Source organism: Pseudomonas izuensis, from assembly GCF_002356535.2.
GTDB classification, from domain to species: domain Bacteria; phylum Pseudomonadota; class Gammaproteobacteria; order Pseudomonadales; family Pseudomonadaceae; genus Aquipseudomonas; species Aquipseudomonas izuensis.
Window position 1 is genome coordinate 2,811,435 of the sequence record NZ_AP017423.2, and the last position, 24,751, is coordinate 2,836,185.

24 protein-coding genes are annotated in these 24,751 nt (G+C 58.1%); 11 read left to right on the forward strand and 13 right to left on the reverse strand.

What is annotated here, in order from left to right; translation table 11 throughout:
• Positions 1–3 precede the first annotated feature (3 nt).
• Complete coding sequence (locus LAB08_RS12615; RefSeq protein ID WP_096511893.1) at positions 4–1,191, forward strand: acetyl-CoA C-acyltransferase; 1,188 nt, start codon at positions 4–6, stop codon at positions 1,189–1,191.
• A gap of 123 nt (positions 1,192–1,314) precedes the next feature.
• Positions 1,315–1,770: a hypothetical protein gene (locus LAB08_RS12620; RefSeq protein ID WP_096511892.1), complete on the forward strand. Its 456-nt coding sequence runs from the start codon at positions 1,315–1,317 to the stop codon at positions 1,768–1,770.
• 35 nt (positions 1,771–1,805) lie between these two features.
• Here the strand turns inward: LAB08_RS12620 and LAB08_RS12625 are convergent, their stop codons facing one another.
• From LAB08_RS12625 to LAB08_RS12650, 6 genes are all read right to left on the reverse strand, one after another.
• A complete protein-coding gene (locus LAB08_RS12625) occupies positions 1,806–2,840 on the reverse strand; it encodes a Rieske 2Fe-2S domain-containing protein (RefSeq protein WP_096511891.1) in 1,035 nt (344 codons plus the stop codon).
• Between the two features lie 140 nt (positions 2,841–2,980).
• A complete protein-coding gene (locus tag LAB08_RS12630) occupies positions 2,981–4,117 on the reverse strand; it encodes an acyl-CoA dehydrogenase family protein (protein ID WP_096511890.1) in 1,137 nt (378 codons plus the stop codon).
• A 2-nt stretch (positions 4,118–4,119) separates the two neighbouring features.
• Positions 4,120–5,319, reverse strand: a complete 1,200-nt coding sequence (locus tag LAB08_RS12635) for an acyl-CoA dehydrogenase family protein (RefSeq protein ID WP_096511889.1) — start codon at positions 5,317–5,319, stop codon at positions 4,120–4,122.
• A 45-nt stretch (positions 5,320–5,364) separates the two neighbouring features.
• A complete protein-coding gene (locus LAB08_RS12640) occupies positions 5,365–6,564 on the reverse strand; it encodes an acyl-CoA dehydrogenase family protein (RefSeq protein ID WP_254007528.1) in 1,200 nt (399 codons plus the stop codon).
• A 13-nt stretch (positions 6,565–6,577) separates the two neighbouring features.
• Positions 6,578–7,675 carry an acyl-CoA dehydrogenase family protein gene (locus LAB08_RS12645; protein ID WP_172901608.1) on the reverse strand — a complete coding sequence of 366 codons (1,098 nt, stop codon included), beginning with the start codon at positions 7,673–7,675 and terminating at the stop codon, positions 6,578–6,580.
• Positions 7,676–7,685: 10 nt separating this feature from the next.
• The gene (locus LAB08_RS12650) at positions 7,686–8,093 is read right to left on the reverse strand and encodes a Zn-ribbon domain-containing OB-fold protein (RefSeq protein ID WP_096511886.1); all 408 of its coding nucleotides are present in this window, start codon (positions 8,091–8,093) and stop codon (positions 7,686–7,688) included.
• A 252-nt stretch (positions 8,094–8,345) separates the two neighbouring features.
• Here LAB08_RS12650 and LAB08_RS12655 point away from each other — a divergent pair, with 252 nt between their 5' ends.
• From LAB08_RS12655 to LAB08_RS12665, 3 genes are all read left to right on the forward strand, one after another.
• Complete coding sequence (locus LAB08_RS12655) at positions 8,346–9,044, forward strand: SDR family oxidoreductase (RefSeq protein WP_096511885.1); 699 nt, start codon at positions 8,346–8,348, stop codon at positions 9,042–9,044.
• 96 nt (positions 9,045–9,140) lie between these two features.
• Positions 9,141–9,752: a TetR/AcrR family transcriptional regulator gene (locus LAB08_RS12660; protein WP_096511884.1), complete on the forward strand. Its 612-nt coding sequence runs from the start codon at positions 9,141–9,143 to the stop codon at positions 9,750–9,752.
• Positions 9,753–9,824: 72 nt separating this feature from the next.
• Complete coding sequence (locus tag LAB08_RS12665; RefSeq protein WP_096511883.1) at positions 9,825–11,024, forward strand: CaiB/BaiF CoA transferase family protein; 1,200 nt, start codon at positions 9,825–9,827, stop codon at positions 11,022–11,024.
• A gap of 66 nt (positions 11,025–11,090) precedes the next feature.
• Here the strand turns inward: LAB08_RS12665 and LAB08_RS12670 are convergent, their stop codons facing one another.
• The 4 genes from LAB08_RS12670 to LAB08_RS12685 are packed head-to-tail and all read right to left on the reverse strand — an operon-like array spanning position 11,091 to position 14,831.
• A complete protein-coding gene (locus LAB08_RS12670; RefSeq protein WP_096511882.1) occupies positions 11,091–12,581 on the reverse strand; it encodes an aldehyde dehydrogenase family protein in 1,491 nt (496 codons plus the stop codon).
• A gap of 44 nt (positions 12,582–12,625) precedes the next feature.
• Positions 12,626–14,275 (reverse strand): GMC family oxidoreductase, encoded by a 1,650-nt coding sequence (locus tag LAB08_RS12675; RefSeq protein WP_096511881.1) that lies wholly within the window; start codon positions 14,273–14,275, stop codon positions 12,626–12,628.
• Between the two features lie 58 nt (positions 14,276–14,333).
• On the reverse strand, positions 14,334–14,654 hold the full coding sequence (locus LAB08_RS12680; protein WP_096511880.1) for a 2Fe-2S iron-sulfur cluster-binding protein: 321 nt from the start codon (positions 14,652–14,654) through the stop codon (positions 14,334–14,336).
• Positions 14,655–14,663: 9 nt separating this feature from the next.
• Positions 14,664–14,831: a rubredoxin gene (locus LAB08_RS12685; protein ID WP_096511879.1), complete on the reverse strand. Its 168-nt coding sequence runs from the start codon at positions 14,829–14,831 to the stop codon at positions 14,664–14,666.
• A 286-nt stretch (positions 14,832–15,117) separates the two neighbouring features.
• Between LAB08_RS12685 and LAB08_RS12690 the strand changes: the two genes are divergently transcribed.
• From LAB08_RS12690 to LAB08_RS12705, 4 genes are read left to right on the forward strand one after another with little or no spacing between them, the layout of a single operon-like run.
• Positions 15,118–16,335: a cytochrome P450 gene (locus tag LAB08_RS12690; RefSeq protein WP_096511878.1), complete on the forward strand. Its 1,218-nt coding sequence runs from the start codon at positions 15,118–15,120 to the stop codon at positions 16,333–16,335.
• A 47-nt stretch (positions 16,336–16,382) separates the two neighbouring features.
• Entirely contained in the window at positions 16,383–17,138 is a 756-nt protein-coding gene (locus LAB08_RS12695; protein WP_096511877.1) for an SDR family oxidoreductase, read from the forward strand.
• Positions 17,139–17,178: 40 nt separating this feature from the next.
• A complete protein-coding gene (locus LAB08_RS12700) occupies positions 17,179–18,024 on the forward strand; it encodes an SDR family oxidoreductase (RefSeq protein ID WP_172901607.1) in 846 nt (281 codons plus the stop codon).
• A gap of 24 nt (positions 18,025–18,048) precedes the next feature.
• A complete protein-coding gene (locus LAB08_RS12705) occupies positions 18,049–18,894 on the forward strand; it encodes a tyrosine-protein phosphatase (protein ID WP_096511875.1) in 846 nt (281 codons plus the stop codon).
• Between the two features lie 21 nt (positions 18,895–18,915).
• Here LAB08_RS12705 and LAB08_RS12710 read toward each other — a convergent pair whose 3' ends face one another.
• The gene (locus tag LAB08_RS12710) at positions 18,916–19,692 is read right to left on the reverse strand and encodes an enoyl-CoA hydratase-related protein (RefSeq protein ID WP_096511874.1); all 777 of its coding nucleotides are present in this window, start codon (positions 19,690–19,692) and stop codon (positions 18,916–18,918) included.
• An 85-nt stretch (positions 19,693–19,777) separates the two neighbouring features.
• Between LAB08_RS12710 and LAB08_RS12715 the strand changes: the two genes are divergently transcribed.
• Both LAB08_RS12715 and panC read left to right on the forward strand, forming a co-directional pair.
• Positions 19,778–20,767, forward strand: coding sequence for an NADPH:quinone oxidoreductase family protein (locus LAB08_RS12715; protein ID WP_096511873.1), 990 nt, complete (start codon positions 19,778–19,780; stop codon positions 20,765–20,767).
• The gene (panC, locus tag LAB08_RS12720; protein WP_096511872.1) at positions 20,767–21,624 is read left to right on the forward strand and encodes a pantoate--beta-alanine ligase; all 858 of its coding nucleotides are present in this window, start codon (positions 20,767–20,769) and stop codon (positions 21,622–21,624) included. Before LAB08_RS12715 ends, panC begins: the two co-directional genes overlap by 1 nt.
• A gap of 212 nt (positions 21,625–21,836) precedes the next feature.
• On the opposite strand, the gene LAB08_RS12725 is transcribed toward panC, so the two are convergent.
• On the reverse strand, positions 21,837–23,087 hold the full coding sequence (locus tag LAB08_RS12725; RefSeq protein WP_096511871.1) for an NADH:flavin oxidoreductase/NADH oxidase family protein: 1,251 nt from the start codon (positions 23,085–23,087) through the stop codon (positions 21,837–21,839).
• A 101-nt stretch (positions 23,088–23,188) separates the two neighbouring features.
• Positions 23,189–24,733, reverse strand: a complete 1,545-nt coding sequence (locus LAB08_RS12730; protein WP_096511870.1) for an MFS transporter — start codon at positions 24,731–24,733, stop codon at positions 23,189–23,191.
• Between the last annotated feature and the right edge of the window lie 18 nt (positions 24,734–24,751).

The following is a 24,751-nucleotide window of genomic DNA, read 5'->3' on the forward strand; positions in this document are numbered from 1 at the left end:
ATCATGAGAGAAGCGGTCATTGTTTCCACTGCACGCACACCGATCGGCAAGGCCCATCGAGGTGCTCTGAACGACATCAAGTCGCCGAGCCTGACAGCGCATGCCTTGTTGCATAGCACCTTGCGTGCAGCGGTTGATCCCACTGAGGTCGAGGATGTGATCATTGGCGCAGCCATGGGGGCCGGGACCGCAGGGCGCAACCTGGCTCGCGCAGCGGCGTTGCGGGCCGGCTTTGGCGTCGGTGTCGCCGGCGCTACCGTCGATCGGCAGTGTGCCTCGGGATTGATGGCTATCGGCATGGCCGCCAAGCAGATCCTGGTCGATGGCATGGACATCGTCATTGGCGGCGGCTCAGAAAATGTCAGCGCATTGACGCCCAGCTACCTTGAGTGGGCGATACGCGACAAGGATCTGGATCTGGTGGAGCGGGTACCCTCTGCCTACATGCCGATGATCGAGACCGCCGAATATGTCGCTCGGCAGTACGGTATTTCCCGTCAGGCCCAAGATGAATTTTCCCTGCAGGCCATGCAGCGCGCCGTCGCGGCCCAGGCCAGGGGCGTCTTTGCCGAAGAAATCGCACCCATACAGGTCTCGCAAAAGCTGGTCGACAAACAGAGCGGGGAGATCAGTTACAAGCGTTTCCTGTTCAGCGAAGACGAGTGCCTGCGTGCGAGCACGACCGCCGAAGGTCTGGCGGCGCTCAAGCCAGTCATGGAGGGTGGCAGTATTACCGCTGGCAACGCCAGTCAGCTGTCCGACGGTGCCTCGGCCTGCTTGCTGATGGAAGCGCGTGTTGCTGAACAACGCGGGTTGAATCCGCTGGGTGCCTATCGCGGATTGATCGTCACTGGCTGTGCACCGGAAGAAATGGGTATTGGCCCGGTAACAGCCATTCCGAAGCTGCTGGGTAAACATGGTTTGACCATCGGCGATGTCGGCCTCTGGGAGTTGAATGAGGCATTTGCCTGCCAGGCCTTGTATTGCCGCGACCACTTGGGCATCGATCCGGAAATATTCAACGTCAATGGTGGTGGCATCGGCCTGGGTCATCCATTCGGCATGACCGGTTCGCGCCTGGTGGGCAGTGCCTTGCTGGAAGGGCGTCGACGCGGCGTACGCTTCGTCGTGGTGAGTATGTGCGTGGGGGGCGGTATGGGCGCGGCAGGGCTGTTTGAAGTCTACCCTTGACCTCTGACGCGACTTGAAAGGAAAGCCTGGAATCCGTGCTGGATTCCAGGCTTTTGCGTCCTGCCCAGGCTCAAAGGCGACCATTGGCCAGCGGCACCATTGATAGGGTCGACGGAGTGAATGATGAACGTCACAAACCCATTGGCAGTCTTCATGATCGCTGCCTCCCTCTGTGCTTGCACCACGTCAACCGAGCAAGTGATGACCGTTCCTTTGCTCGCCACTCAACGCAACGCCGGTCAGATTGCCAACGTGACACTGGCAAGCCGGGGCACACAAACGGGATTGAGCTTTATCATCAGTGGCATTCCAGGTGGCGTTTCTCTGCCCTTGCGTCTCTACACCTTCATCTATAAAGGCAGCTGCCAGCAGCCGGGGCCAATCGCATTCTCGGTGAATGATCAGGTCAATACCGAGCGTGCCGCAGTACGCGGCTGGACCTACTCAAGAAGCGTGCCTGTCGCCCTGTCAGAACTACTGTCAGGCGAATACTCGATCGTCGTGAGAACCGCGCCGTCCGATGGCAACGTCGATATTTTCTGCGGGGAAGTCCCGCAAGGAACCCGGCGAAACAACTGATTTCGCCAGGACTCAGAGCAACGCCTTGCGCGATGTCACAGCAGACTGCAGTTGACCGGTTCGCCAGTGTCTTCCAGGACTTTCAGCGGTCCCTGGTTACTGCCTGTCGCCTCATAGAACTGCTCGCACCAGGTCCGCAGCGCGGTATAACCCGCGACGTCCTGTCTGGCATAGATCGGCCTTTGCACAAACTTCTGGTGTCTCCAGATCACCGCGTCCTCTTCGAAAAGAACGCGGGTATGCCGTGCCATTTGTCGAACGGATTCAGGCATGTGCTCAGGAGACTTTGGATCGCGCCGGAAGTAGTAGCTCACGCGCAGGTCTGATTTTTCATCGTCGACGGGCGTGCATGACAGCACCAGGCGGCGCGCCAGTACCGGATGATCGAATATCGAGAAGTTCAGACCGACCCCGGCATTGCGCGCATGCAACAGCATCGCGACTTCCTTGGTGACTTTTGAGCGAAAGCCCATGGTCGACTTCCAGATCGCCGTGCTGGTATCGAAGGCCAGCAGGACCGGGTCTTCGGGGGCATTGTGGGCAAAGCGGAAGTGCATGGTATCGGCAGCGTTTTCGGTAATCAGTTGCGGATGGATGGGCTCTTCAGGCGCGAAGACCACGGCATGGGGATAGCACGGGTAATAATCGGCGGGATCTGCCGGGTGTTCGGGGTGATCGAATACGTCGGGCAACCAGCCGTCGCGGGGTGGACCACCGGCCGGATCGTGCCACAGGAACATGATGCCGTGCTGTTCGACCACGTCCCACTTGCGCAGCTTTTTGCGAATGGGATGGTCCTGATAGGGAATCAAGGCGTTCTCACCTTTGGTGTTCCACTGCCAGCCATGGTAAGGGCAGGCGATGCAGTCGCCTTTGACTTTGCCGCCATAACCCAAATGCGCACCCATGTGGTGGCAGTGGGCATCGAGTACGGCAAGCTCGCCTGCTTCGCTACGGAATGCCACCAGGTCATGCCCAAGGTATTTCATCGGCTTGACTGAGCCTGGAGCCAGTTCATCGCTCCAGCCGATCTGGAACCAACCGGTCGGGTTCATGGATAGGTTCAACATCACACGGTCCTCTTGGTTTTTGTTATAGCGGTGTGTTTGTTGTCATGGGTGCCCCTTGGGGCGTATGAAGCAGCGTTGAAAAATCCGGAGCCTTATGCAGAGTCCGGATTTTTATGGCGAACAGGGCAGGGCGAAACCCCTCAGGCCGCGCGCTCTGCTTCTGCCAGCAACTCGTAGTGATGCATGCTGGTGCCGAGCGCTGCGTTGATCAGTGTCATGCGTTTGAAGTAGTGACCGATGACGTACTCCTCGGTCACCCCAATGCCGCCATGCAACTGAATGGCCTGGCCGCAAACGAATTGACCGCTTTTACCGATGTGCGCCTTGACTGCCGACAGTGCCCGGTCGCGCTGTGCTGCATCGAGATCGAGGCTGGCCAATGCCAGGTGCAGCATGCTGCGCGAGAGTTCCAGTTCGATGAGCATTTCGCTCATGCGGTGCTGCAGACTCTGGAAGTTCGAGAGCGTCTGGCCGAACTGTTTGCGAATTTTCAGATAGTCACGGGTGATCCACAGCGACTGTTCCATCACACCCACCGCTTCGGCGAACAGCCCTACCATGGCGTGCGCGTTGGCGTGGCTCAACGCTGCGTAGCCGTCGCCGACCTTGCCCAGAACCTGGGCCTGGGTGACCTCAACGTTAGTGAGCACCAGGTGGCTGGCCCAACGGTTATCGATCAGGCGAACATTATGTTTGGCGATGCCAGGCGTATTTGCGTCGAGCAAAAACAGTGTGATGCCGTCGCGATCCCCTGCCGCACCAGAGGTACGTACCGAAACGATGAACAGCTCGGCGATATTGCCACCGATCACCGCTATTTTTTCCCCGTTCAACCGCCAGCGACCTTGCCCGGTCTCGAAGGCGCGGGTCTTGACATAGGCTAACTCTCCGCGTGCCGGTGCTTCTTCGTGGGCCAGCACAGGCAGTGCCATACCTTCACCCATGGCCTGCAGTACCGCGCGAGCTTTTGTGTCATTGCTGGCCAGTAGGGTTTGCGCCGCGTGGATGGCCACTGCCCAGTAGGGTTCCACGCACAGCACGCGGCCGAACTCCTCCATCACCAAGGCACTTTCGATTGCCGTACAGTTCATTCCACCCAGATCTTCCGGTAGGCCCAGGGCCAGGAGCCCGAGTTCGGCCATCTGAAGCCAATGACCGCCATCGAAGGCGCCATTATCGACGGTTGCACCGCGCTGTTCGAAGGAGCAATTGTCCTCCATGAACCGGCGAACGCTGTCTTTGAGCATGTTTTGCTCTTCATTCAGTTGAAAATCCATGCTCAGAGCTCCAGGAACGAACGGGCGATAATCGTGCGTTGAACTTCATTTGCCCCACCGTAAATAGTGGTGGCGCGACGGTAGAAATAATCCGCCATGATGCCGGGCGCCGTGTTTGGGCCCGGTGGCCAGGTTCGCTGGCGCTGGCCGTCGCCCAATGGATCGGGATAGACATAGCAGGCGTGGCTGCCTAGGGCTTCGACTTGCAGCTCGCCGATTTTTTGCAGGAGTTCCGAACCGCGGATTTTCAGCAGCGAGCCCACCGGCAAACGGACATGGCCACCTGCTTTTTCGTGCAGGGCGCGCAGGCTCAACCAGCGCAATGCCAGCAAGTCAGTATTGAGTTGTGCAAGGCGACTGGCAAAGCCAGGCCGGTCGATCAATCGCCGACCATCGATTTGTGGTGCGTTCAGCAAAGTCCGTAGACGGGCCAGATGGGCATTATTGCGTGGCCATTCGGCGCTGAACGCGCGTTCGTTCTCCAGCAGGAACTTGGCGTAGGTCCAACCCATGCCTTCCTCACCGACCAGATTGCTGACCGGTACCCGCACGTCATCGAAGAAGACTTCATTGAGGCTGTGACTTTCACCAATGTCATAAATCGGGCGAATGGTCACGCCCGGTGCCTGGCGGTCGACAAGAATCATCGAGATACCACGCTGACGTGCCTGTGGGTCGGTCTTGGCGAGGATGAAAATCATGTCCGCGGTTTCAACGAACGAGGTCCAGATTTTCTGCCCGTTGATGACATATTCATCGCCGTCGCGTTCGGCACGCGTCATCAAAGAGCCCAAGTCCGATCCAGCATTGGGTTCAGAAAATCCCTGGCCCCAAAAGACATCCCCGCTGAGGATGCGTGGGCCGTACTGTGCCTTCATGGTCTCGTTGGCGAAGGTCATGATCACCGGGCCGATCATCTTGAATCCAGCGGTATCGACCGCCGGCGCACCGGCCAGGATACTTTCCTCTTCGAAAATGAACTGACGCACGGGCGACCAACCGGTACCGCCCCAGGATGTCGGCCAATTGGCGCCGGCATAGCCATGGGCGTGAAGGATCTTGGTCCACTGGCGGGTGTCTTCACGCAAGGGGTGATAACCCCGGCGGTTGCGTTCAGCCATATCCTGGGGCAGCTTGGCCTTGAGGAAGGCACGGACTTCCTGACGGAAGCGCTCGTCTTCCTGATCGAGGGTGAAATGCATGAGCGAGATCCTTCGGTGGCGGGCGGCCAGGGCCGTCCGGGGCGTTTATTTGTTGGCGTTAAAAGGCTGGCCCTTGTCTGGCCGTGAATCCTGCGGCAGGCCAAGCACACGCTCGGCCAAGGTGTTGAGCAGTAACTCGTCGGTACCGCCGGCAATACGCAAACTGGGGTCGAGCCAAGCGCTGGTGAAGTCGGTCTTCGCCTGAGAATCCTCGTTCAGGATCAGGCTGTTCGGGCCCTGGATGTTCATCGCCATCCGACTCAAAGACTGGCGGGTGCGCCCCAATAACAATTTGCGCATGGCGCCTTCAGGGCCTGGAGCCTGGCCTTTGGCAAATGCCTCCAAGGCTTGGCGATGGATGGCGCGCAGGCCTTGGCGCTGGACGAATACATCGGCGATGCTGGCGCGGATTTCAGCGTCATCAAGCGCACGCTTGCCATTGATTTTCGACTGCTCGGCCAATGCGATGAATTTCTCCAGGCTGGGGGCGTAGCCTGATTCATCGGTGACCGAGTAGCGTTCGATCATCAGCGTTTCGACGGCGACCTTGAAACCACCGTTTATCTCGCCAAGGCGCTGGTCATCGGGGACGAAAACATCATCGAAGAACACTTCGTTGAGGTCGCTTTCCTCGCCCAGACGGCGGATCGGCACAACACTCACACCCGGGGATTTCATATCGACAAAGAAGTACGTCAGCCCGGCGTGCTTGGGCAGGCTCGGATCGGTACGGGCGACGATCACACCCCAATCGGCGATTTGTGCCCAGCTGGTCCAGACTTTTTGCCCGCTCAGGCGCCAGCCGCCGTCCACTGCAACAGCCTTCAAACGCAGTGACGCCAGGTCGGAGCCAGCCGAAGGCTCTGAAAACAGCTGGCACCAGATCAACTCGCCACGGACAGTGGGCCTGGCCAAACGCTCGGTCCAATAGGACGGGGCGTAGCGCAAGAAAATCGGCAGGGGGTTGTTCAGGCTGATGCTGAAGTAGACCAGTGGCAGGTCATAACGCATCTCTTCTTCACTGAAGACGACTTTTTCCAGCTCGCTGCCACCGGCACCACCAACCTCCGTTGGCAGGGTGATGCAGGCATAGCCGTGCTCGGCCTTGAGGGCTTGCCAGGCGCGGGCCAGGTCCAAGTCCTCTTTGAAGCTCAGCCCTCGACGTGCTTGTCCAGCGTAAAGAGGGGCGTGCTCTGCCAGCCAGGATCTGGCGCGTTCGCGATAGCGTTCGAGTGTATTGCTCATGATGGGTCCGCCGTTATCCATGATTCGCCGTTTCCAGCCCGATTTCGTTCAGCAGACATTCACGCCAGTAGTGGATGCTGCCCAGTTCCAGGGCGAGCGTGCGTGAGCGACGGTAGTGGTGATGAGGCATGGCTTCCCATGTCATACCCATGCCGCCGTGGGTATGCAGTCCTTCCTGAGCGATGTAGTCGTAGGCTTTGGTTGCTGCGATACGCGCTGCTGCGCTCAATTGACGACTCTCTACCAGGCTGTTTTCCCAGGCATTGAGTGCGTCATTGGTGCAACCCTTGGCGATTTCCAGCAAGCAGTAAGCTTCGGCGAGCTTGTGCTTGATCCCCTGGAAGCTACCGATCTGTTGACCAAAGGCACGACGCTCGCGGGCATAATCACAGGCCAGATCCAGGCTCGCCTGGGCGCCGCCGATCTGCTCGCTGGCGCAGGCGAGGGCCGCCAGGCTGGCGATATCCAGAATCAAGTCGACACCGCCCAGTCGTGTGGCCGGGACTTGCTTGAACTGCAGGACTGCCGCGGCACGGGCGTTGTCGATGGTATTGAATGTACGGCGGGTGACACCAGGGTGTGCAAGATCGACCAGATAGAGCCCGCTGCCCTGTTCGCCTTGCGCCTGCACCAGTGCAATGTCGGCAACGCTGGCAAAGGCAGCCAAGGCCTTTTCACCCTGCAATACGCCGTTGTTTGCCAACAGTGAAGGGCTTGTCGCCAAGCCGCTGTCTTCCGGGTCGGCCAAGGCCAGGCAGGCGATCTTGCCACCGTTGGCCAGTGCTTCGATCAAGCTGCTCCAGCTGCCTTTGGCACATTGCAGGGCATGGGCGGCCACGGCGTTGCCAATCAGCGGCAATGACGCGCTCAGGCGCCCGGTTTCTTCGCAAAGCACGCCAAGGCCGCTCCAGCCCAGTCCCAAACCACCCGATTGCTCGGACACCGCGACACTCGGCCAACCCTGGTCGACGGCATGGCCCCACAAGTGTCGATCGAAACTGGCGGGTGTATCCAGGAGCGACTTCAAGTGTTCCGGGGTGGCTTGATCCTTTAGCAGGCGCCTGGCCTGTTCGCGGATCGAAGCGAGACTTTCGGCGTGTTCTTCTTGCATGCGGGCTCTCTCAGACAGGCGTGAACAGAGGTAAGTGAACATCCTCGATCGCTTCGAAGACCACACGTACCCGCTGACCGATGAAGGCCGACTCGGGCGCACAACCGACGATGTTGGTGGTCAGTTGCAGGCTTTTGTGGTCGTCGAGTGAAACGATGGCGACGGCATAAGGCACAGGCTGGTCAGGCGACCACGGCTGATGATTGATCGTCAGTGCCTCGATAGTGCCCAGACCCGAAACCGCCTGCGGCTCGAGGTTTCGGCTCAGGCACTGCGGGCAGATGATTCCCGGTGGGTGCAACCAGTGATCGCAATCGTTGCAGCGCAGAAAGCGCAATCGGCCGTCGGCACCACTGGTCCAGAAAAACCGGTTGAGATCATCCAGCTGTGGCAAGACGCGTTTGTAGGCAGTGCTCATAAGAATCTCCAGCGTTGACGGGGGGAAGTGAACATCATGCTTGAGCTCGCACAGTGCTACCACCGCTAGTCATTCATCGCTTAAAACTAACATGTTGTTATTTTTAGAGCATCTCAAACAAAGATGCAATAGGCCGCCTACAAGATGTTTGTTCGTCGTCGATCTGTGGCCTAAGGATGTTGCCGAACACGCTTTTTCTATTGTATAAGCTGATACATGGTCAGTTATTAACAAGAAAAGAGGAGAGTCTAAATGTCGGACGCATTAGTAGTGGTCACCGGGGCTGCGGGTGCACTGGGCCGTGTTGTCGCGCAAACCTTTCTGGCGCAGGGCCGCCCGGTTGTGTTGGTCGATTGCAGTGAGCAAGCGCTGCAATCGGTTTATGAGGGTGTCTCTGGCGACAAGCATTTTGTGGTCGTGGACCTGACCGACACCGCAGCGACTCAGACCGCCCTGGGCAAGGTATTCCAGGCGAAAGGGCCGGCGGGCGTGCTGTGCAACATTGCCGGTGGCTTTGCCATGGGGAGCGACGTGCATGATGCTGACGGCACTGTCTGGCAGCAAATGATGGACCTGAACGTCGCGACCGTGCTCAACACCTGTCGCGCTAGCGTGCCGGGGATGCTGGCAGCCGGCACAGGCAAAATCATCAACGTATCGGCCGCTTCCGCCATCACGGGCAAGGGTTCGATGGGCGCCTATTGCGCCGCCAAGAGCAGCGTGGCGCGGATCACCGAATCCATGGCCCAGGAGCTGCGTGGCCATGGCATTAACGTCAACGCCGTCGCCCCGAGCATCATCGACAGCGCTGCGAACCGTGCCGCGATGCCAGATGTAGATCCGAGCCTTTGGGTCTCGCCGCAGCAGTTGGCAGCAGTTTTCCATTTCCTGGCCAGTGATGCTGCCAGTGCGCTCAATGGCGCCGTTATTCCAGTGGTAGGCCTGTCCTGATACAGACGACTGATATGTTAAGTTTCCTTGCGCCGCACAACGACCTGCCCGGTACTGATCGGGTGAGGTGAACAGCAAAATGGTGGAAGGACTTTCATGTCAGTAAAACCCAAGGGGCGGCCTCGTCGTGAATTGGACGAGGCGCTGCTCCAGGCAGCCGCCAACGAGTTTCTGGAGTTCGGCTACACCGATGCCAATCTCGGCCGCATCGCTGAGGCCGGGCAGACAACAAAGCCGGCACTGTATAGGCGTTTCCCCAGCAAGGAATTGTTGTTTGAGGCTGTGCTCGAGCACATCTCCAGGGATTTCGAACTCGATTTAAGTTTTTTGCGGGTTGATCGACCAGTCGCACAATTGCTCTACGAGTTGGCCCAGCTGTTCTACGACAAACTCGGTACCCCGCGTGTCATGGCCATGTCTCGGTTAGGTGCGCATGAGAGCGTCAGATTTCCTCAGCTGATCATCCATTTTCGTGAAGAAGTGATGAACGGTTTCATGGCGCAGCTGACAGGCTGGCTCGACCAACTCAACGCGAAAGGTGTGGTGCAAATACCGAACACACTCGACGCCGCGATTATCTTTTTGACCCTTGCGGGCCGCACCCATGAACGACTAATGGGCGTGCAGCTTGCGCAGGAACAGGTGGAACCTCACTTGAGAGAAATCGTGCGTTTTTTTCTTGCGGGCTACGCACCGCGTCCGCAGTAAGCAGCCACCGCGTCTTCGCACTGCGCGGGGGGCATACGTGATCATGAGTGCCAGTGACCAACGGGAGAGGCTATGTACGATGTCATGAACGGTGTACGTGTAATCGAAGTTGCGGAACACACCTATGTGCCAGCCGCAGCGATGGTGCTGGCGGATTGGGGCGCGGATGTCATCAAGGTTGAGCGCGCGCAAGGTGGAGACGCTTCGCGGCATATGCGCCTGCCGGGCGCGGACGGGCGGGTCAATCCATTCTTTGAAACGGGCAACCGCGGTAAACGCGGCATCGCCCTGGACCTGACCCAGGAGGCGGGTCGAGAGCAGTTGTACCGATTGATCGAGGGTGCCGACGTGTTCCTCACTAACTTGCGTGCCGATGCGCGGGCAAAGCTGGGTATCGAGCCGCAGGACTTGCTCAAGCGCAATCCGCGTTTGATCTACGCACGCGGTACTGGCTACGGTTTGCACGGTGCCATGGCCAACGATGGCGGGTTCGACTACCCCACGGCTTGGTGCCGGGCCGGTGCGGCGTTCAATCAGACACTACCGGATGAACCTCCACCCAAACAACCCGGTTCCATCGGCGACCTGACCGGGGGCGTCACCCTGGCGGGGGCCATTGCCGCAGCCTTGTTTCGCCGCGAGCGCACCGGCAAGGGCGCAGTGGTCGACAACGCGCTGTACATGGTTGGTACGTATTTGATGTCACAGTCGCTGCTGGCCACCAGCATTGGCGTACCGACGATACCGATCGAAAGACAGGAGGACAGTTCATTCGCCTTGGCCAACAACTACCGCACTCGCGATGGCCGCTGGTTGACTATCTGCCTGTTGATGGAGAAGTGGTGGCCTGATTTTGTCGCTCATATCGAACGGCCGGCGCTGCTCAGCGACCCGCGTTTCAAGGATGCGGCTTCACGGCATGCCAACTCTCGCGCACTTGTGAGCGAACTCAACGAAGTATTTGCCACCCGTAATTATGCCGACTGGTGCGAACGCTTCAAATCGCTGGAAGGTGTCTGGGCCCCGATCCAAAATCCCGTTGAAGTACTGGCCGATCCCCAAGCCTTGGAAAATGGTTTCATTAGTGCGGTGGACATTGATGCACAAAGCCAGTACCTGGTAGGGGTATCGCCGGCGCAATTCGATGAGCAACCGATCGGAAGGCTCATGGCTGGCCCTGGTTTTGGCGAGCATACCGACGAAGTTCTGCGCGAAATTGGTTTGACCGAAGCTCAATTGAGCGCTTTGCGCGATGCAGGCGCCATTCGCTAACGAACTAAGTGAATGCCCCGCATCGACGCCTTAAGCGTGGTGCGGGGAGCATGCGAGCTCAGGCAACTATCCGATCGGATAGGTAATAGCTTTTTCCAGCAGGTATTCCTTGAGCCAGTGTGGGCCGAACTCCCGTCCAATCCCCGAAGATTTGTAACCTCCGAATGGTGCCTTGACGTAGAGGTCTCCTGTACCACCGTTGATGGCAACGCCACCTGTTCTTAGTTTTTGCGCAATGCGAAACGCAGCAGAGCGATCAGCTGACATCACGGCACCACTGAGACCAAATTTGGAGTCGTTAGCTATGTGTATCGCTTGTTCATCAGTGTCGAAACCGATGATCACGCCGATTGGCCCGAAGACTTCCTCTTGCGCCAGTCGAGATGTGCTGTCCACGTTATCGAAAACGGTCGGCTCATAGAAATAGCCTTTTTCGAGATGTGCTGGGCGCTTGCCGCCGGCGATTAGGTTTGCGCCGCTGTCTATGCCCAGTTGTACATAGTATTCAGTCTTGGCGCGGGCACTTTCCCGGATCAGCGGGCCGACGATCACGCTGGGGTCCTGTGGGTCGCCGATCTTCAACTGGTCGAGAATTGCTTTTACGGTTTCGGCGAATGCGGGTCGAATGGAGTTGTGTACTAGAAAGCGGGTGAGCAGGGCGCAACCCTGGCCGGCGTGTAGCGAAATACTGAAGGCCGCCAGACTCGCGGCTTTGACCACATCGGCGTCATGTCTGACGATCATTGCCGATTTACCGCCCAGTTCGAGGTGGACCTTCTTCAGGGTGCTGGCCGACTGACGCAAAATGGCCGAGCCGACGGCATCGGAACCGGTGAAGCTGATCAGATCGACCCGCGGATCCTCGGTAAGCATCGCCCCGACTTCCGGGCCACCAGTAACAACACTCAACACACCATTGGGCAGTTGCGCTTCGATGATGATTTCAGCCAGCAGCAAGCCGGAGAAAGGTGTGAATTGCGAGGGTTTGATCACTACCGTATTGCCTGTCAGCAGCGCCGGCACGGCTTTGACGATGTTGAGCAAAAATGGGTAGTTGTACGGCGTAATACCGACCACCACACCGTAGGGCTCGAACAGGGTGACGCCGGCCCCCAGCAGGTCGGGTGCCGAAGGGTCGAAGGGATTGGGTTTCGACTCTATCGCTATTGGTTCCGGCTCGATCTTTAGCGCTAGCGCGATCGCATAATCGATGGCTTCGATAGCGCCGTTGAACTGTGCACTGTTCATCAGCATGTGCACGGCACCGACTTCTTCGATCAGTAGCTGCTTGATCAGGTCCTGACGGCTGATAATCGATGCTCGAAAACGCTTGATGACTTCGATGCGCTCGGCCATCTGCATGATTGGCCAGGGTCCGTTATCGAAAGCGTTGCGGGCAGCAGCAATGGCAAGATCGACTTCCGGCTTGCCACCCAGCGGGGCCTGGCCAATGATTTCTTCGGTCGCTGGATTGCAAATGGTTTCGTAGCCCTCGGAGGGGGAAACCCATTGGCCGTCGATGTAAAAGTTTTTAATGTCGGTGTAGGGCGTCGGCATTGCGGTCATCCTTTTTATTTTTTTGCAATGGAAGGCAGCTGTATTCAACTAGCGACCCCGGTATGGAGCGCCGATGTTGTGGTGTGCGGATTGGCCAGCTCCGCGGTGATGATTTCCGCGGCGCGCAAAGCAATAGCCATGGCAGGGGCGTTGGTATTGCCTGAGATCAATGCGGGCATGATCGATGTGTCCACCACCCTGAGCCCAGATACCCCGCGAACCCTCAGGCTTGGGTCCAAGACCGATTCGGCATCGCTGCCCATGCGGCAGGTGCCAGACACGTGATAGGCGGTGCCTCCCCACTGTTTGAATGCCTCAAGGATTTCTTCATCGCTTTGGGCGTCCATGCTTGGTGTCGTGGCGCCGACAATGAAGGGTGCCAAAGCCGGTTGCGAGGCAAGCTTCCGGATCCAGCGGTACATGGAAATGGCGGCCGTTCGATCCGTTACCGCAGATAGGTAATTAGCGCATATGTAGGGCGGGGCATCGGGATCAGCAGAGCGGATCGACACTTCGCCCTGACTTTGCGGGCGCATGAAGTACCCACCCAAGGTCAGGCCTGGTTGCTTTTCGGGTACAACCTCAGCTTCTCCGTAAGTGAGGGAGTACAGGCTGATACCGATTTGTGCATCGGGACGGTCGAGTTCGGGTCGAGTTTTGACGAAGCCTCCGATTTCATGCGCACTATGGGTCAGCGGTCCTTTCTTACCGGTGTAGTACTGCCACAATGAGCGCAGTAGGCCCAGTCCGAAGAAGCGATTATTCAGGCTGTGGCTTTTTACGCGGTACTGCATGGCCAGGAAGAAGTGCTCACGCAAGTTGCGGCCCACCTGAGGGGCATCCTTGACTACGGCAATGCCGTGCGACTTCAGAAGGTCGGTAGGCCCAACGCCGGACAGCTGCAGCAGCTTGGGTGATTGAATGGCGCCGCCGCAGACGATGACTTCCTTGCCAACGCTTATCTTTCGTACGCCGCTGCTGTCACGCACGGTCAGGCTGCTTGCGCGTTTGTCCTGGAAGTTGATTTGGAGTACGTCGGTATGCGTCAGGATGTTCAGGTTTGGGCGATTGCGCACCGGATCAAGAAAAGCTTTGGCGGCGCTGTAGCGCTGGCCGTGCCAGATGTTCTGGGTTTGATAGCCCAGACCACCAAGCCCGGTAGTGTTGGCCAGGTTGATATCAACCACCCGTGGCGTGCCCATTTGCACGCCCGCTGCGAGCACGGCTTCGCAAAGTGGGTCGCCCGAAGGGTGGACTGAAACCTTCAAGGGGCCGCCGGCACCGCGCCCTGTCGCTGTCCCCAGCACATGGTCTTCGAGTTCGACGAAATGCCGGCCCATGTTGCTCCAGCCCCAACCAGTACAACCGGCTGCTTCCCACGCGTCATAATCTTCGGGCGCACCGCGCACATAGACCATGCCGTTGATCGAACTGGAGCCACCAATGGCTCGGCCTTTGAGCCAGATATCTTCGGTCTCCTCCGGGCCACGCGATACCTTGTAATCCCAAACATGCGGGTTACCAGGGACTAGCAATTTTCCTATACCGCGAGGCATGGATATCAGCGGATTTTTGTCGTCCGGGCCGCTTTCTATCAGCAAAACGGATACAGAGCTCATGGCTGAAAGGCGATTGGCCATTACACAGCCTGCTGAACCTGCGCCGACGATGATGTAGTCGTATTGTTCATTCATTTTGCTGTCTCAGAAGGTTGCCTTCTTGTTGTTTTTTTGGGGGGCTGGCAGTTGCAGTTCACATTTGCGACGGAGGCAGCCTTACCACCAGGCCGTCCAACGCCATCGTCACGACTACTTGGCAGGCCAGTCGGCTCTGGCGTTGAACGTCCAAGGCACCATCGATCAATAGCAGTTCATCACTGCTAGGCTGCGGGATTTTCTCGGCCCATGGCGCATCGATATAACAGTGGCAGGTAGCACAGGAGCAGTTGCCACCGCAGTCGCCGAGAATGCCCGGAACCTGGCTGAACTGCGCCGCCTGCATCAGCGTGTTACCCACTTCTACTTCCACTTGATGGGCTTTGCCGTTGTGTTCGATGAAGGATATGCCTGGCATGGGGGGCCCTCAGTTAGCTTCGATCATTGCGAAATCTTGCTTGGTTGCCCCGCAATCAGGGCATGCCCATTCCAGAGGGATGTCTTCCCACAATGTGCCGGGCACGATGCCTTCCTCAGGCAAACCAAGGCTCTCGTCGTAGCAAAAGCCACAGAAGAAGCATTGCCATTTCTTCATATCCGTCGGTCTCTTGTTATTGGTCTCGCTGGTGGAGCAGCATTTATTGACCATTAGTCAGTTTTGATTTTTTTTTGAAAGGCCTTTCTGTTGTTTTTATACGTTACTGGTTAGTAATATAACTGTGAATTTGTCGGAGCGCCAAGGACGGTGTGGCATTTTCCAAGCTGTTCTTGAGTTTCCTAAATGTTCGCGGTTTTTTGTAATAAATTTCATGCAGTCAGTTTGTCGTCGGCTAATCAATCTGGGCTGGACCTCCCGAAACAATAAAAAATAGGTGGACACGATGACAGCAACAACAGCCAACCCACATGGCATTCCGGGGCACGTCGCACCCGAGCAGGTGTTTCATTTCGATATCTATGAGCCCATCGAGGGCGAAGATGACTACCAGAGCTGGTTTAGGAAACTGCAGGATCATGGCGCACCAGACATCTTTTGGACGGTCAGTAACGGTGGCCATTGGGTGGTAATGCGCGGAGAGGATTTCGACTATTTCCTCAAGACACCTGAGTTGTACTCCTCGCGGATTAATGTTGTACCGCGCGAGCGTATCCTGCCCATCGTCAGCAAACCGATTCAGCTCGACCCACCGGATCACACCCGTTATCGCAACCTGTTGGCGCCTGCGTTTTCCCCAAAGGCCGTGGTACCACTAGGTGAGAAGGCACGTGCCATGACTATTGTCCTGATCGAGGACTTTCTGGCGCGCGGGGAATGCGAATTCGTTTCAGAGTTCGCTCGGCGTTTGCCGATCGTTATTTTCATGGGAATGGTCGGGCTGCCCGAAAAAGACCGTGAGCATCTACTAGGACTGGTCGATGAAATGATTCGCCCGACTAAGGTCGACAACATGGACGCGGGCAATCAGCTGATGGAGTACGCATTTGGCAAGCTCAACGAGCGTCGTGCCAATCCGGGTGAAGACCTGCTGTCAGTGCTGGCCCGCGCGCAAGTGGATGGCAAGCCATTGGAAGATGCCGACCTGGTGGGCATGTTTTTCCTGCTGCTACTGGGCGGCCTGGATACGGTGGCCGCGATGCTCAGCTTTATCACTCGCTTCCTTGCCACGCATCCTCAAGAACGTCAGGTTCTGATTGACCATCCTGAGCGCATTCCCGCAGCGGCTGAGGAGCTGATGCGGCGCTTCCCTATTTCGACTCTGGTGCGTGTGGCTACCCGCGATCATGAGTACAAGGGTATCCAGTTCCGGGAGGGCGATTTGGTGCTGATGCAGACCTCGGCTCATAGCGTCGATGACCGTCTGTTCGACCAGCCGCTGGCAGTCGATTTCGACCGACAGGTGGTCTTTCACGGCACCTTCGGCAGTGGTGCACACCGATGCATTGGTTCGATGTTGGCTCGAATAGAGGTGCGGGTATTCCTCGAAGAGTGGCTCAAGCGCATCCCGGATTTCCGCTTGAAGCCCGAGCAGAACCTGCGGGTTGAGCCAGGCATGGTCTTGGCTATGCCGCGTCTCGATATCGAGTGGGATGTACGCTGAATCGTCCTCCTAAACCAAAAAGTGATTAAATCGAAGGGGCTGATGCTATGGGGTCGTTGATTCTTGAAGGGAAGGTCGCAGTAGTGACCGGTGGTGGTGTTGGATTAGGGCGGCAGGTGGCTGAAAAACTGATCGGCCATGGCGCTCGCGTCGCTATTGTCGGTCGCACACAAAAGACGCTTGACCGGGCGGTTAGTGAGCTCGGCGCCAATCTTTTGCCAGTAGTAGCGGATGTTAGCGACCCGCAAGAGGTGCGGCGTGCATTCAAGGAAATCGACGCAGCGTTCGGCGGAGTAGACATTTTGGTCAACAATGCTGCGATGTACCGGGCCTACAGAATAGAGGAGGCGACCGATGACGAGCTGCAGGGCACGTTCGCCGCGAATGTCTTGGGTCCGGCTTACTGCATTCGTGAGGTAATACCACGCATGCGCGAACGCGGGGCAGGTGACATCGTCAACGTCTCGTCTGAGTCAGTACGCAGTCCATTTCCATGGTTGTGTGGGTACGCCGCATCCAAGAGTGCTCTCGAAGGCCTTTCCCAAGGGTTACGCAACGAGCTGCGTGCGGACAATATTCGAGTCTGTGTATTTCGTACGGGGTTCATGACCGGAGAAAACGCCAACCTCAACAGTTGGCCAGAGGGCCGCTTGGAGCAGTTCATCGCCGCCGCAAGCGTTTCAGGCCATCTAGGCAATGCCGGCGCTGGCGTATCGCCCGCAACCGCCGCCAGTGCCCTGGTTAGTGCGCTCACTTTGCCGCGCGAAGCAAACATCGATGTATTGGAGCTGCGCTCAATCTGATGTGCTGGCCGATAAACGTAGTGGCGGGGGAGCGAGCGACATGTTGAAAGAATTAGTAATTGTGACAGGGTTGGGCGCCATGGGCTTGGCCTGTGCACGAAGGCTGGGTAATGGTCGACAACTATTGCTGGTGGATCATGATCAGACCCGGCTGGACCAGGCAAGGAGGCTTCTGCAGGAAGATGGCTTCGCTGTGGATTGCCTGTGCTTGGATCTGGGAGAACCACAATCGATACAGCGGCTGCTCACCAACATTGAGCAAAAGCAGGCGCCGCTGCGCTATCTGCTCCATACCGCTGCTGTATCGCCGACGATGGCATCTTCTAGTCGAATTTATCAGGTGAACCTAGAAGGTACGGCGCGGCTTCTGGAGGCCATGTTGCCCTGCATGGTACCTGGCGCGGTCGGGATCGTCATAGCCAGTATGGGCGCCCAATTCGTTCAAGTGCCTACCGAAGTCGAGTTGCAACTGGCCGTTGAATCGGTTGATGGGCTGACCACCACAGCAATGGCCTGGGATCAAAGCGGCGACGCTAATCGCGCCTATCTCGTTGCCAAACGCGGTAATCAGATACGTGTCGAAGCGCAGTCGTTGCGCTGGGCCAAAAGAGGCGTGCGACTGGTCTCGATTAGTCCAGGCGTCATTTCGACAGCCCAAGGCCGCCAGGAAATACGCGAACAGCCTGAGGTCGCGCGCCTGGTTCAGCAAAACCCCCTGCATCGAATTGGCACCCCGGACGATATAGCGAATGCCGTGGAGTGGCTAACGGGGCCTGCCGCGTCCTACATCACTGGCGTCGACCTGCGCATAGACGGTGGCACTATTGCTGCCTTGCGTTGGCAGGAAGCCGTTAGTGTGCTCGGCAGCAGCAACAAGAATAATTAAAGAAGGAGCCTGAGTTTGAACGTAATGCCAATTACATTGATGGCTTTTGCCCTTGGAGGGGCAGGCATTGCTCATGCGGACGCAACGCAGCACGCTTCGCCGCCCTCTATCGTCAGCATGCAGGGCGCCACAAATTTTCGAGACCTGGGTGGTTATGTGACCGAAGATGGCCGGCGTGTTCGCATGGGTTTGCTATACCGCGCGGATGAACTGTCGCGTCTGAGCTCAAGCGATCAAGTCAGGTTGACGGGGTTGGGCGTGCGCCGGGTTGTGGACTTTCGGGGCGAGGTAGAGCGCCAGAAGGCACCGGATCGATTGCCGGACGGAATTGAGTTCATCCCGATGCCGATTACGGTGGAAGCAGCGGCGGTAAAAAATCTTCAGCAGCATATCCTCGCTGCGGATAACACGGCTGGCGCCATGAGTGACCTTCTGCAGTTGGCATATCGCGACTTCATTGTCAGTTACACGCCGCAACTGCGTCAGTTCATGCAAGGGTTACTGTCAGACCAGGCGTACCCACAGGTGTTCCACTGTACTGCTGGCAAGGACCGTACTGGAGTTGCTGCAGCCTTGGTACTAACAGCCATTGGGGTGCCGCGTGCGGCTATTTTTCAGGACTACATGACTACCAACCGCCTCACCCATGACAGCGTCAAACAGCAAGTCGATGCGATGGTCGAGCGTAGCGGTGGTCAGGCCAATCGTGAGGCGCTGACAACGTTATTGCAGGTTCAGCCGGTATTTTTACAATCCGCCTTTACAACCATCGATCAGAAGTACGGTTCTATGGAGAACTATTTGACGGAGGGGTTGGGCATCGGTCCGGCACAGCGCCAGGTCCTACGGCGAATACTGTTGGAGCCATAGCGCCGGAGTTTCGAAGACGGTTTATCGGCCCTTCCATTGGGGCGTGCGTTTCTCTTGAAACGCACGCACGCCGATTTGGACGTCCTCTGATGTCTGTAGCCTTTTGCCCGCAGCTTCGACATCGAGGCGCAATTGAGCTTCGCCCAATGCCAGCGCTTGGCGGGCTATTTGCAGCGTTTCCTGGACGGCCAGCGGAGCATTGCCAGCAATATGCCGGGCCAATTCAAGGGCTCTCTCAAGCACCTGTTCATCGTCCACTGTCTGATTAACCAGGCCGAGTGCCTTTGCGCGTTCCGCCTCAAGTCGATTGCCGGTCAACAGCAACTCCATTGCGATTGCCGGTGGAATGCGGCGTATTAGTCGATAGATGCCGCCTGCGCCGGCGATCAATCCACGTTTGACCTCGGGCAAGGTGAAGCTGGCGTTATTGCCCGCAATGATCATGTCACAGGCCAGCGCCAGCTCAGTACCACCTCCGAGTGCGGCACCGCGAACGGCGGCAATCCAAGGTTTGCGTCGCTCGGCATGAATTAGGCCACACATGCCGGATTGGTTGTCGGCGATCTGTTCGCCGATACCGGATGCGATGTCGCCGAGGTCGGCACCTGCGCAAAACGCCAAAGGCCCGGAGCCTGTCAAGACCACAACGCGGATGTCAGGGTTGGCTTCAGTTTTTTCGACCAAGCGGGCGAGGGTACGTGAAACGCTGACGTTGATAGCATTGCGCTTATTCGGCCGATTGAGGGTGATTAGCGCAATACCGCCCTGCAGGTCCTGATAGATGACTTCTTCGGTCATGATTGCGTCCAGTGTCGGAGGTGGGTATAACTGATGGTATGACAGTTATTGCCTGGTTGGTACCCATTGTTGACATGGAATACTTATGAAAGCGCTGCTGTGTAAAGCATTCGGTACCACCGATAGCCTGGTTCTGGAACATATCCCGAGCCCTGTGCCCGGGAGCGACGAAGTCCTTATCGATGTGCACATGGCCGGCGTTAACTTTCCCGATACCTTGCTGATCGAAGGCAAGTACCAGATCAAGCCGCCATTTCCGTTTGCTCCAGGAGGTGAGGCAGCGGGTGTAGTGGCCGCGGTGGGGGCGGGCGTCAGTCATTTGCAACCGGGTGATAAAGTCATGGCATTGACCGGCTGGGGCAGTTTCGCCGAGCAGGTCGTGGTACAGGCAAACCATGTAATGCCGATGCCGACCAGCATGGATTTTGCCGGCGCAGCAGGCTTCGGTGTGGCCTATGGCACGTCTATGCATGCTCTGTGTCAGCGTGCCAGGCTGCAAAAGGGTGAAACTTTGTTGGTGCTGGGTGCTTCTGGCGGTGTGGGCCTTGCTGCCGTGGAGATCGGCAGGGCGATGGGCGCACATGTCATTGCGGCCGCCAGCAGTAAGCAGAAACTTGAAGTTGCCCGGACGGCAGGCGCCCACGAGCTGATCTGTTACGGAAAAGGCAGCCTCAAAGAGCAGGTCAATGCGCTGACCGAAGGCCGTGGTGCCGATGTGATCTTCGATCCGGTGGGGGGCGATTTGTTCGATCAGGCGATACGAGCTATTGCCTGGAATGGTCGTTTGTTGGTGATTGGTTTTGCCAGCGGGCGCATTCCACAATTGCCGGTCAACCTTACCCTGCTCAAAGGTGTGGCGGTCCTGGGCGTGTTTTGGGGGGCTTTCACCCAGCGCCAGCCGCAAGAAAACCAGGCCAACTACCGGCAGCTGTTTGCGTGGCATGCCGAAGGCAAGTTGCGTCCATTGATTTCACAGCGCTATGCATTGTCTCGCGCAGGCGATGCGCTCGAAGCGCTTCGCCTTCGCAAGGCGGTGGGCAAGCTTGTGGTCGAAATACGAAAGGGGAGTAGCTGATGGTTATTGTGGAAACGGTTCTCGCGCTTCGCACGCTGGTGGGGCATGCACGGAAAGAAAACAAGAAAGTTGCGCTCGTCGCTACGATGGGCAATTTGCATGAAGGTCACATAGCGTTAATTGACGTCGCCAGGCAACATGCTGATTTCGTAGTGGCGACTATTTTTGTAAACCCCCTTCAGTTCGGGCCTACGGAGGATTTGGAAAAATATCCTCGGACACCAGAAGCAGACCAGGCCAAGTTGAATGGCGCTGGCTGTGATTTGCTGTTTTTACCCGTTGTGGCTGAGATGTATCCCGAGGGGTTTGAGGCTCAACCGATTGTTAGTGTTCCGAGAGTATCAGATGGGCTTTGTGGTGCGGCTCGACCTGGACATTTCAATGGAATGGCGACGATCGTCAATAAGTTGTTCAACGTTGTTCAGCCTGATATAGCAGTGTTTGGGGAGAAGGATTATCAGCAGTTGGCCGTTATACGGTCGATGGTTAGAAATCTGAACATTCCGATCGAAATCTTGGGTGCGCCGACCGTCCGGGCCCCTGATGGCTTGGCACTCTCGTCCCGCAATGGCTACCTCAATGACCAAGAGCGCGCCGCTGCTCCGATCCTTTATCAGTGCCTCAAGGACGTTGCCCTGTCTTTACAGCGCGGAAGTCTGGACGTTGAACAACTGCTAGATGAGCAATGTAAGCGCATAACCTCCTCTGGGTTCCAGTTGGAATATCTGGAAATAAGGAACGCGCACGATTTAAGCCTTACGTCGGAAACGTCCGGCAATCTGGTTGTTCTCGTCGCGGCGCGTCTAGGGAAGACGCGGCTTATTGATAATGTTGTAGTCAGCGCTGGTGAGTTGTAACGGACTGCCGCGCAAACGCCCCCCAAACTTGAGCATCAACGGTGGAGCCAAGAGGGTCGCTAAGCTGGAGGTGCACCTCGCAGTGCGGCTGTTCAATGCCGCACCGCAGATAGTCTTCTTGCGCTGGCCCGACATCTCGACTTCAACCCCTTCACACACGGCGCGTATCCAGGCCATTAACGTTCGCATTAGATGGCTGACTGATTCCATTGTTAATGAAAAGAATTCCAATCGTAGTGAAAACTCATGATTGCTTGCCGATACTGCCGGGTCCGCCGCGCGATATACAACTGGTCCAGAATCAACGCCCACAACGCCGACACCTGGGGTCGGGTCTTGTGCCCGCGACTCAAGCGATGGAGCTGGAACTTCACCACGGCCATGCTCGCCAGTGCTGCCAGCGGTTTGCGCTTCCAGCGGATCGGCGGTAGTTGCGGATGGCTGTTCCGGCCTTGGCGCCAGTGTTTGACCAACTGCGGTTCAATGGCCAGCGCGGTGCCGATCCCGGCCATGGCGATGCCACTGTCGAGTACCTGTTCGACAATCGCCAAGCGGCGAATCCCGCCTGTCACCATCACCGGCATGCGCGCCACGCTGGCCAAATCGCCGGCCATTTCCAGAAAGTACGCTTCCCGGGCCAGGGTCCGCCCATCGCGCGCCTCACCTTGCATGGCCGGTGCTTCGTAGCTGCCCCCGGACAGCTCCAGCAGGTCAATCTGTTGCTCGTTGAGCCACTGGATCACTTGTCGGGCGTCGTCGGCATCGAAGCCGCCGCGCTGGAAGTCCGCCGAGTTGAGTTTCACCGCTACGCAAAACTGCGGCGATACGGCATTGCGTACTGCGTCGACCACCGCCAGCAGCAAACGCGCGCGATTCTCCAGCGAGCCGCCCCAGCGGTCGGTGCGATGGTTCGTCAGCGGCGAGAGGAACTGGCTGAGCAGGTAGCCGTGCGCGGCATGAATCTGCACACCGGTGAAACCGGCCTTTTCAGCCAGTGCCGCGCTGTTGGCGAAACGTCGGATCACGTCCTCGATGTCGGCTTCGCTCATGGGTTTGGGCTCGGCAAACATCTTCGAGAACTGGCCCAGATCCAGCGCCACCGCAGAAGGCGCCAAGGCTTGCTGGCCAAGGTTGGCCATGGTCTGGCGACCCGGATGATTGAGTTGCACCCAGAAGTGCGCGCCACCGGCCCGGCCAATGCTGGCCCATTGGCGGAAGCGGTCCAGGTGGCGTTCGTCTTCCAATACCACGCCACCAGGACCGGTCATGGCACGACGGTCGATCATTACGTTGCCGGTCAACAGCAGCCCGGTTTCGCCCTCGGCCCAGGCTTGATACAGGCGCAACAATGCGCGGTCGGGCGCCTGGTCGCTGTCGGCCAGGTTTTCTTCCATCGCAGCTTTGGCGATGCGATTGCCGAGAATCTGGCCGTTGGGCAGATTCAATGTTTGGAAGGGCGACATGGTTGACTCCTCATCAGTGATGGGGAGAGGCTAAGCTTAAAGTCAGCTTTAATGTCAAGCAGTCAATTGGATCGAGCAGGTCGAAGCCATGCAACTGCACGTCACTCAAGCACCAAGGCTGTCTGAGGCGTCGGGATCGGATTGCGCATCAGCGTACCGACTACCAGCGCAGCGAGTAATCCCGCCAGCCCCGCGACCCACAGCAACAGGCTGAAGCCCCCGACGAACGCCTGGCGCGCCAGTGGTTCGACTACCGGCCGTGCGGCTGGCGGCAATAGGCTCATCGCTGCCGGCATGTCACCGGCCACCACCCGCGAGGCGACGCCTTGTGTGTGTTCGAGCCACTGTCCGCCCTGTGCTGACAGATGGTCGTGCAGCAGCTGTTCGCTGTGACCCGACAGCAAGGCGCCATACACCCCGATCGCCAGCATTACCGCACTGAAGCGCATGGTGGTGCTCATCCCCGAAGCCATGCCGGTACGCTCCCGGGGCACGCAGGCCATGATGTTTTTCTGCGTATCGCCATTGAGCAATCCGGCGCCGGCACCGGTCACGGCAATCGCCAGGGCGAAGGGCAGGTAACCGCCGCTGTTGACCGCCCAGGCACTGAGCAGGTTGCCGCCGCCTACCAGCGTCAGCCCGATAGCCATCATGTTCGCGGGGCTTACGCGTCCTGCCAGCCGCACGCCGATGCGTGGGAAGATCAGCATGGTCACGGCAAAGGGCAACATGCCCAACCCGGCACAAATGGCGGTAAAGCCCAGGCCGTTCTGCAAGTAGAACGGCAGCAGGGTCATCATCACCTGGGCGCACGCGGCGTAGGAGAACATGCCGAGCAGGGCGCCGATAAAACGCGGATGCCTGAACAGTTGCAGGTCGATCATCGGTCGCTGTTGCAGTCGCTCGATCACCACGAACAAACCCAGCAGCAGGGCACCGCCCACCAGGCGGGCGTAGGTGGCGGGGGTGTTCCAGCCGATCCGGTTGGCTTCGATCAAACCCCAGATCAGGCACAACAGGCTGGCGCTGAAGGCGAGGCTGCCCCAAGGGTCGAGGCGCGCCGCCTGGGCATCGCGGGACTCCGGCACTGCACGCCACACCATGATCATCAGGAACAGGCCGACCGGCAGGTTGAGGTAGAAAATCCAGCGCCAGCCCACGTATTCGGTGATCAGTCCGCCCAGAGTCGGCGCCGCCGTCATGGCCACGCCCATGCAACCGCCCCAGAACGCCCAGGCCTTGGCCCGTTCCAATTCATCGTGGAAGGTGTGGCCGATGGAGGCCAGCGCCGAGGTCAACAGCAATGCGGCGCCAATGCCCTTGATCGCCCGGGCGATGTCGAGAAACAGGGCGTTCGGTGCCGCACCGCAACCCAGCGAGGCGAGGATGAAGATGCCCAGGCCCCACATCAGGGTTTTCTGCCGGCCAAAGCGGTCCGCCAGACTTCCGGCGGGCAGCAGCAAGGCGGCGAAGGCCAGCATGTAGGCACTGACGACCCATTCGATGTCGGCGAAATTCGCCCCAAGATCCCGGGCGATGCTGGGCAAGGTAACGGCGACGATGTTGGTGTCGAGCACGATCAGCGAGCACACGCCAGAGGCGGTGAGCAAGGTCAGACGGGGGCTCACATTGGGTTTGACGGGCATGGCAGGGCTTCTCTACTG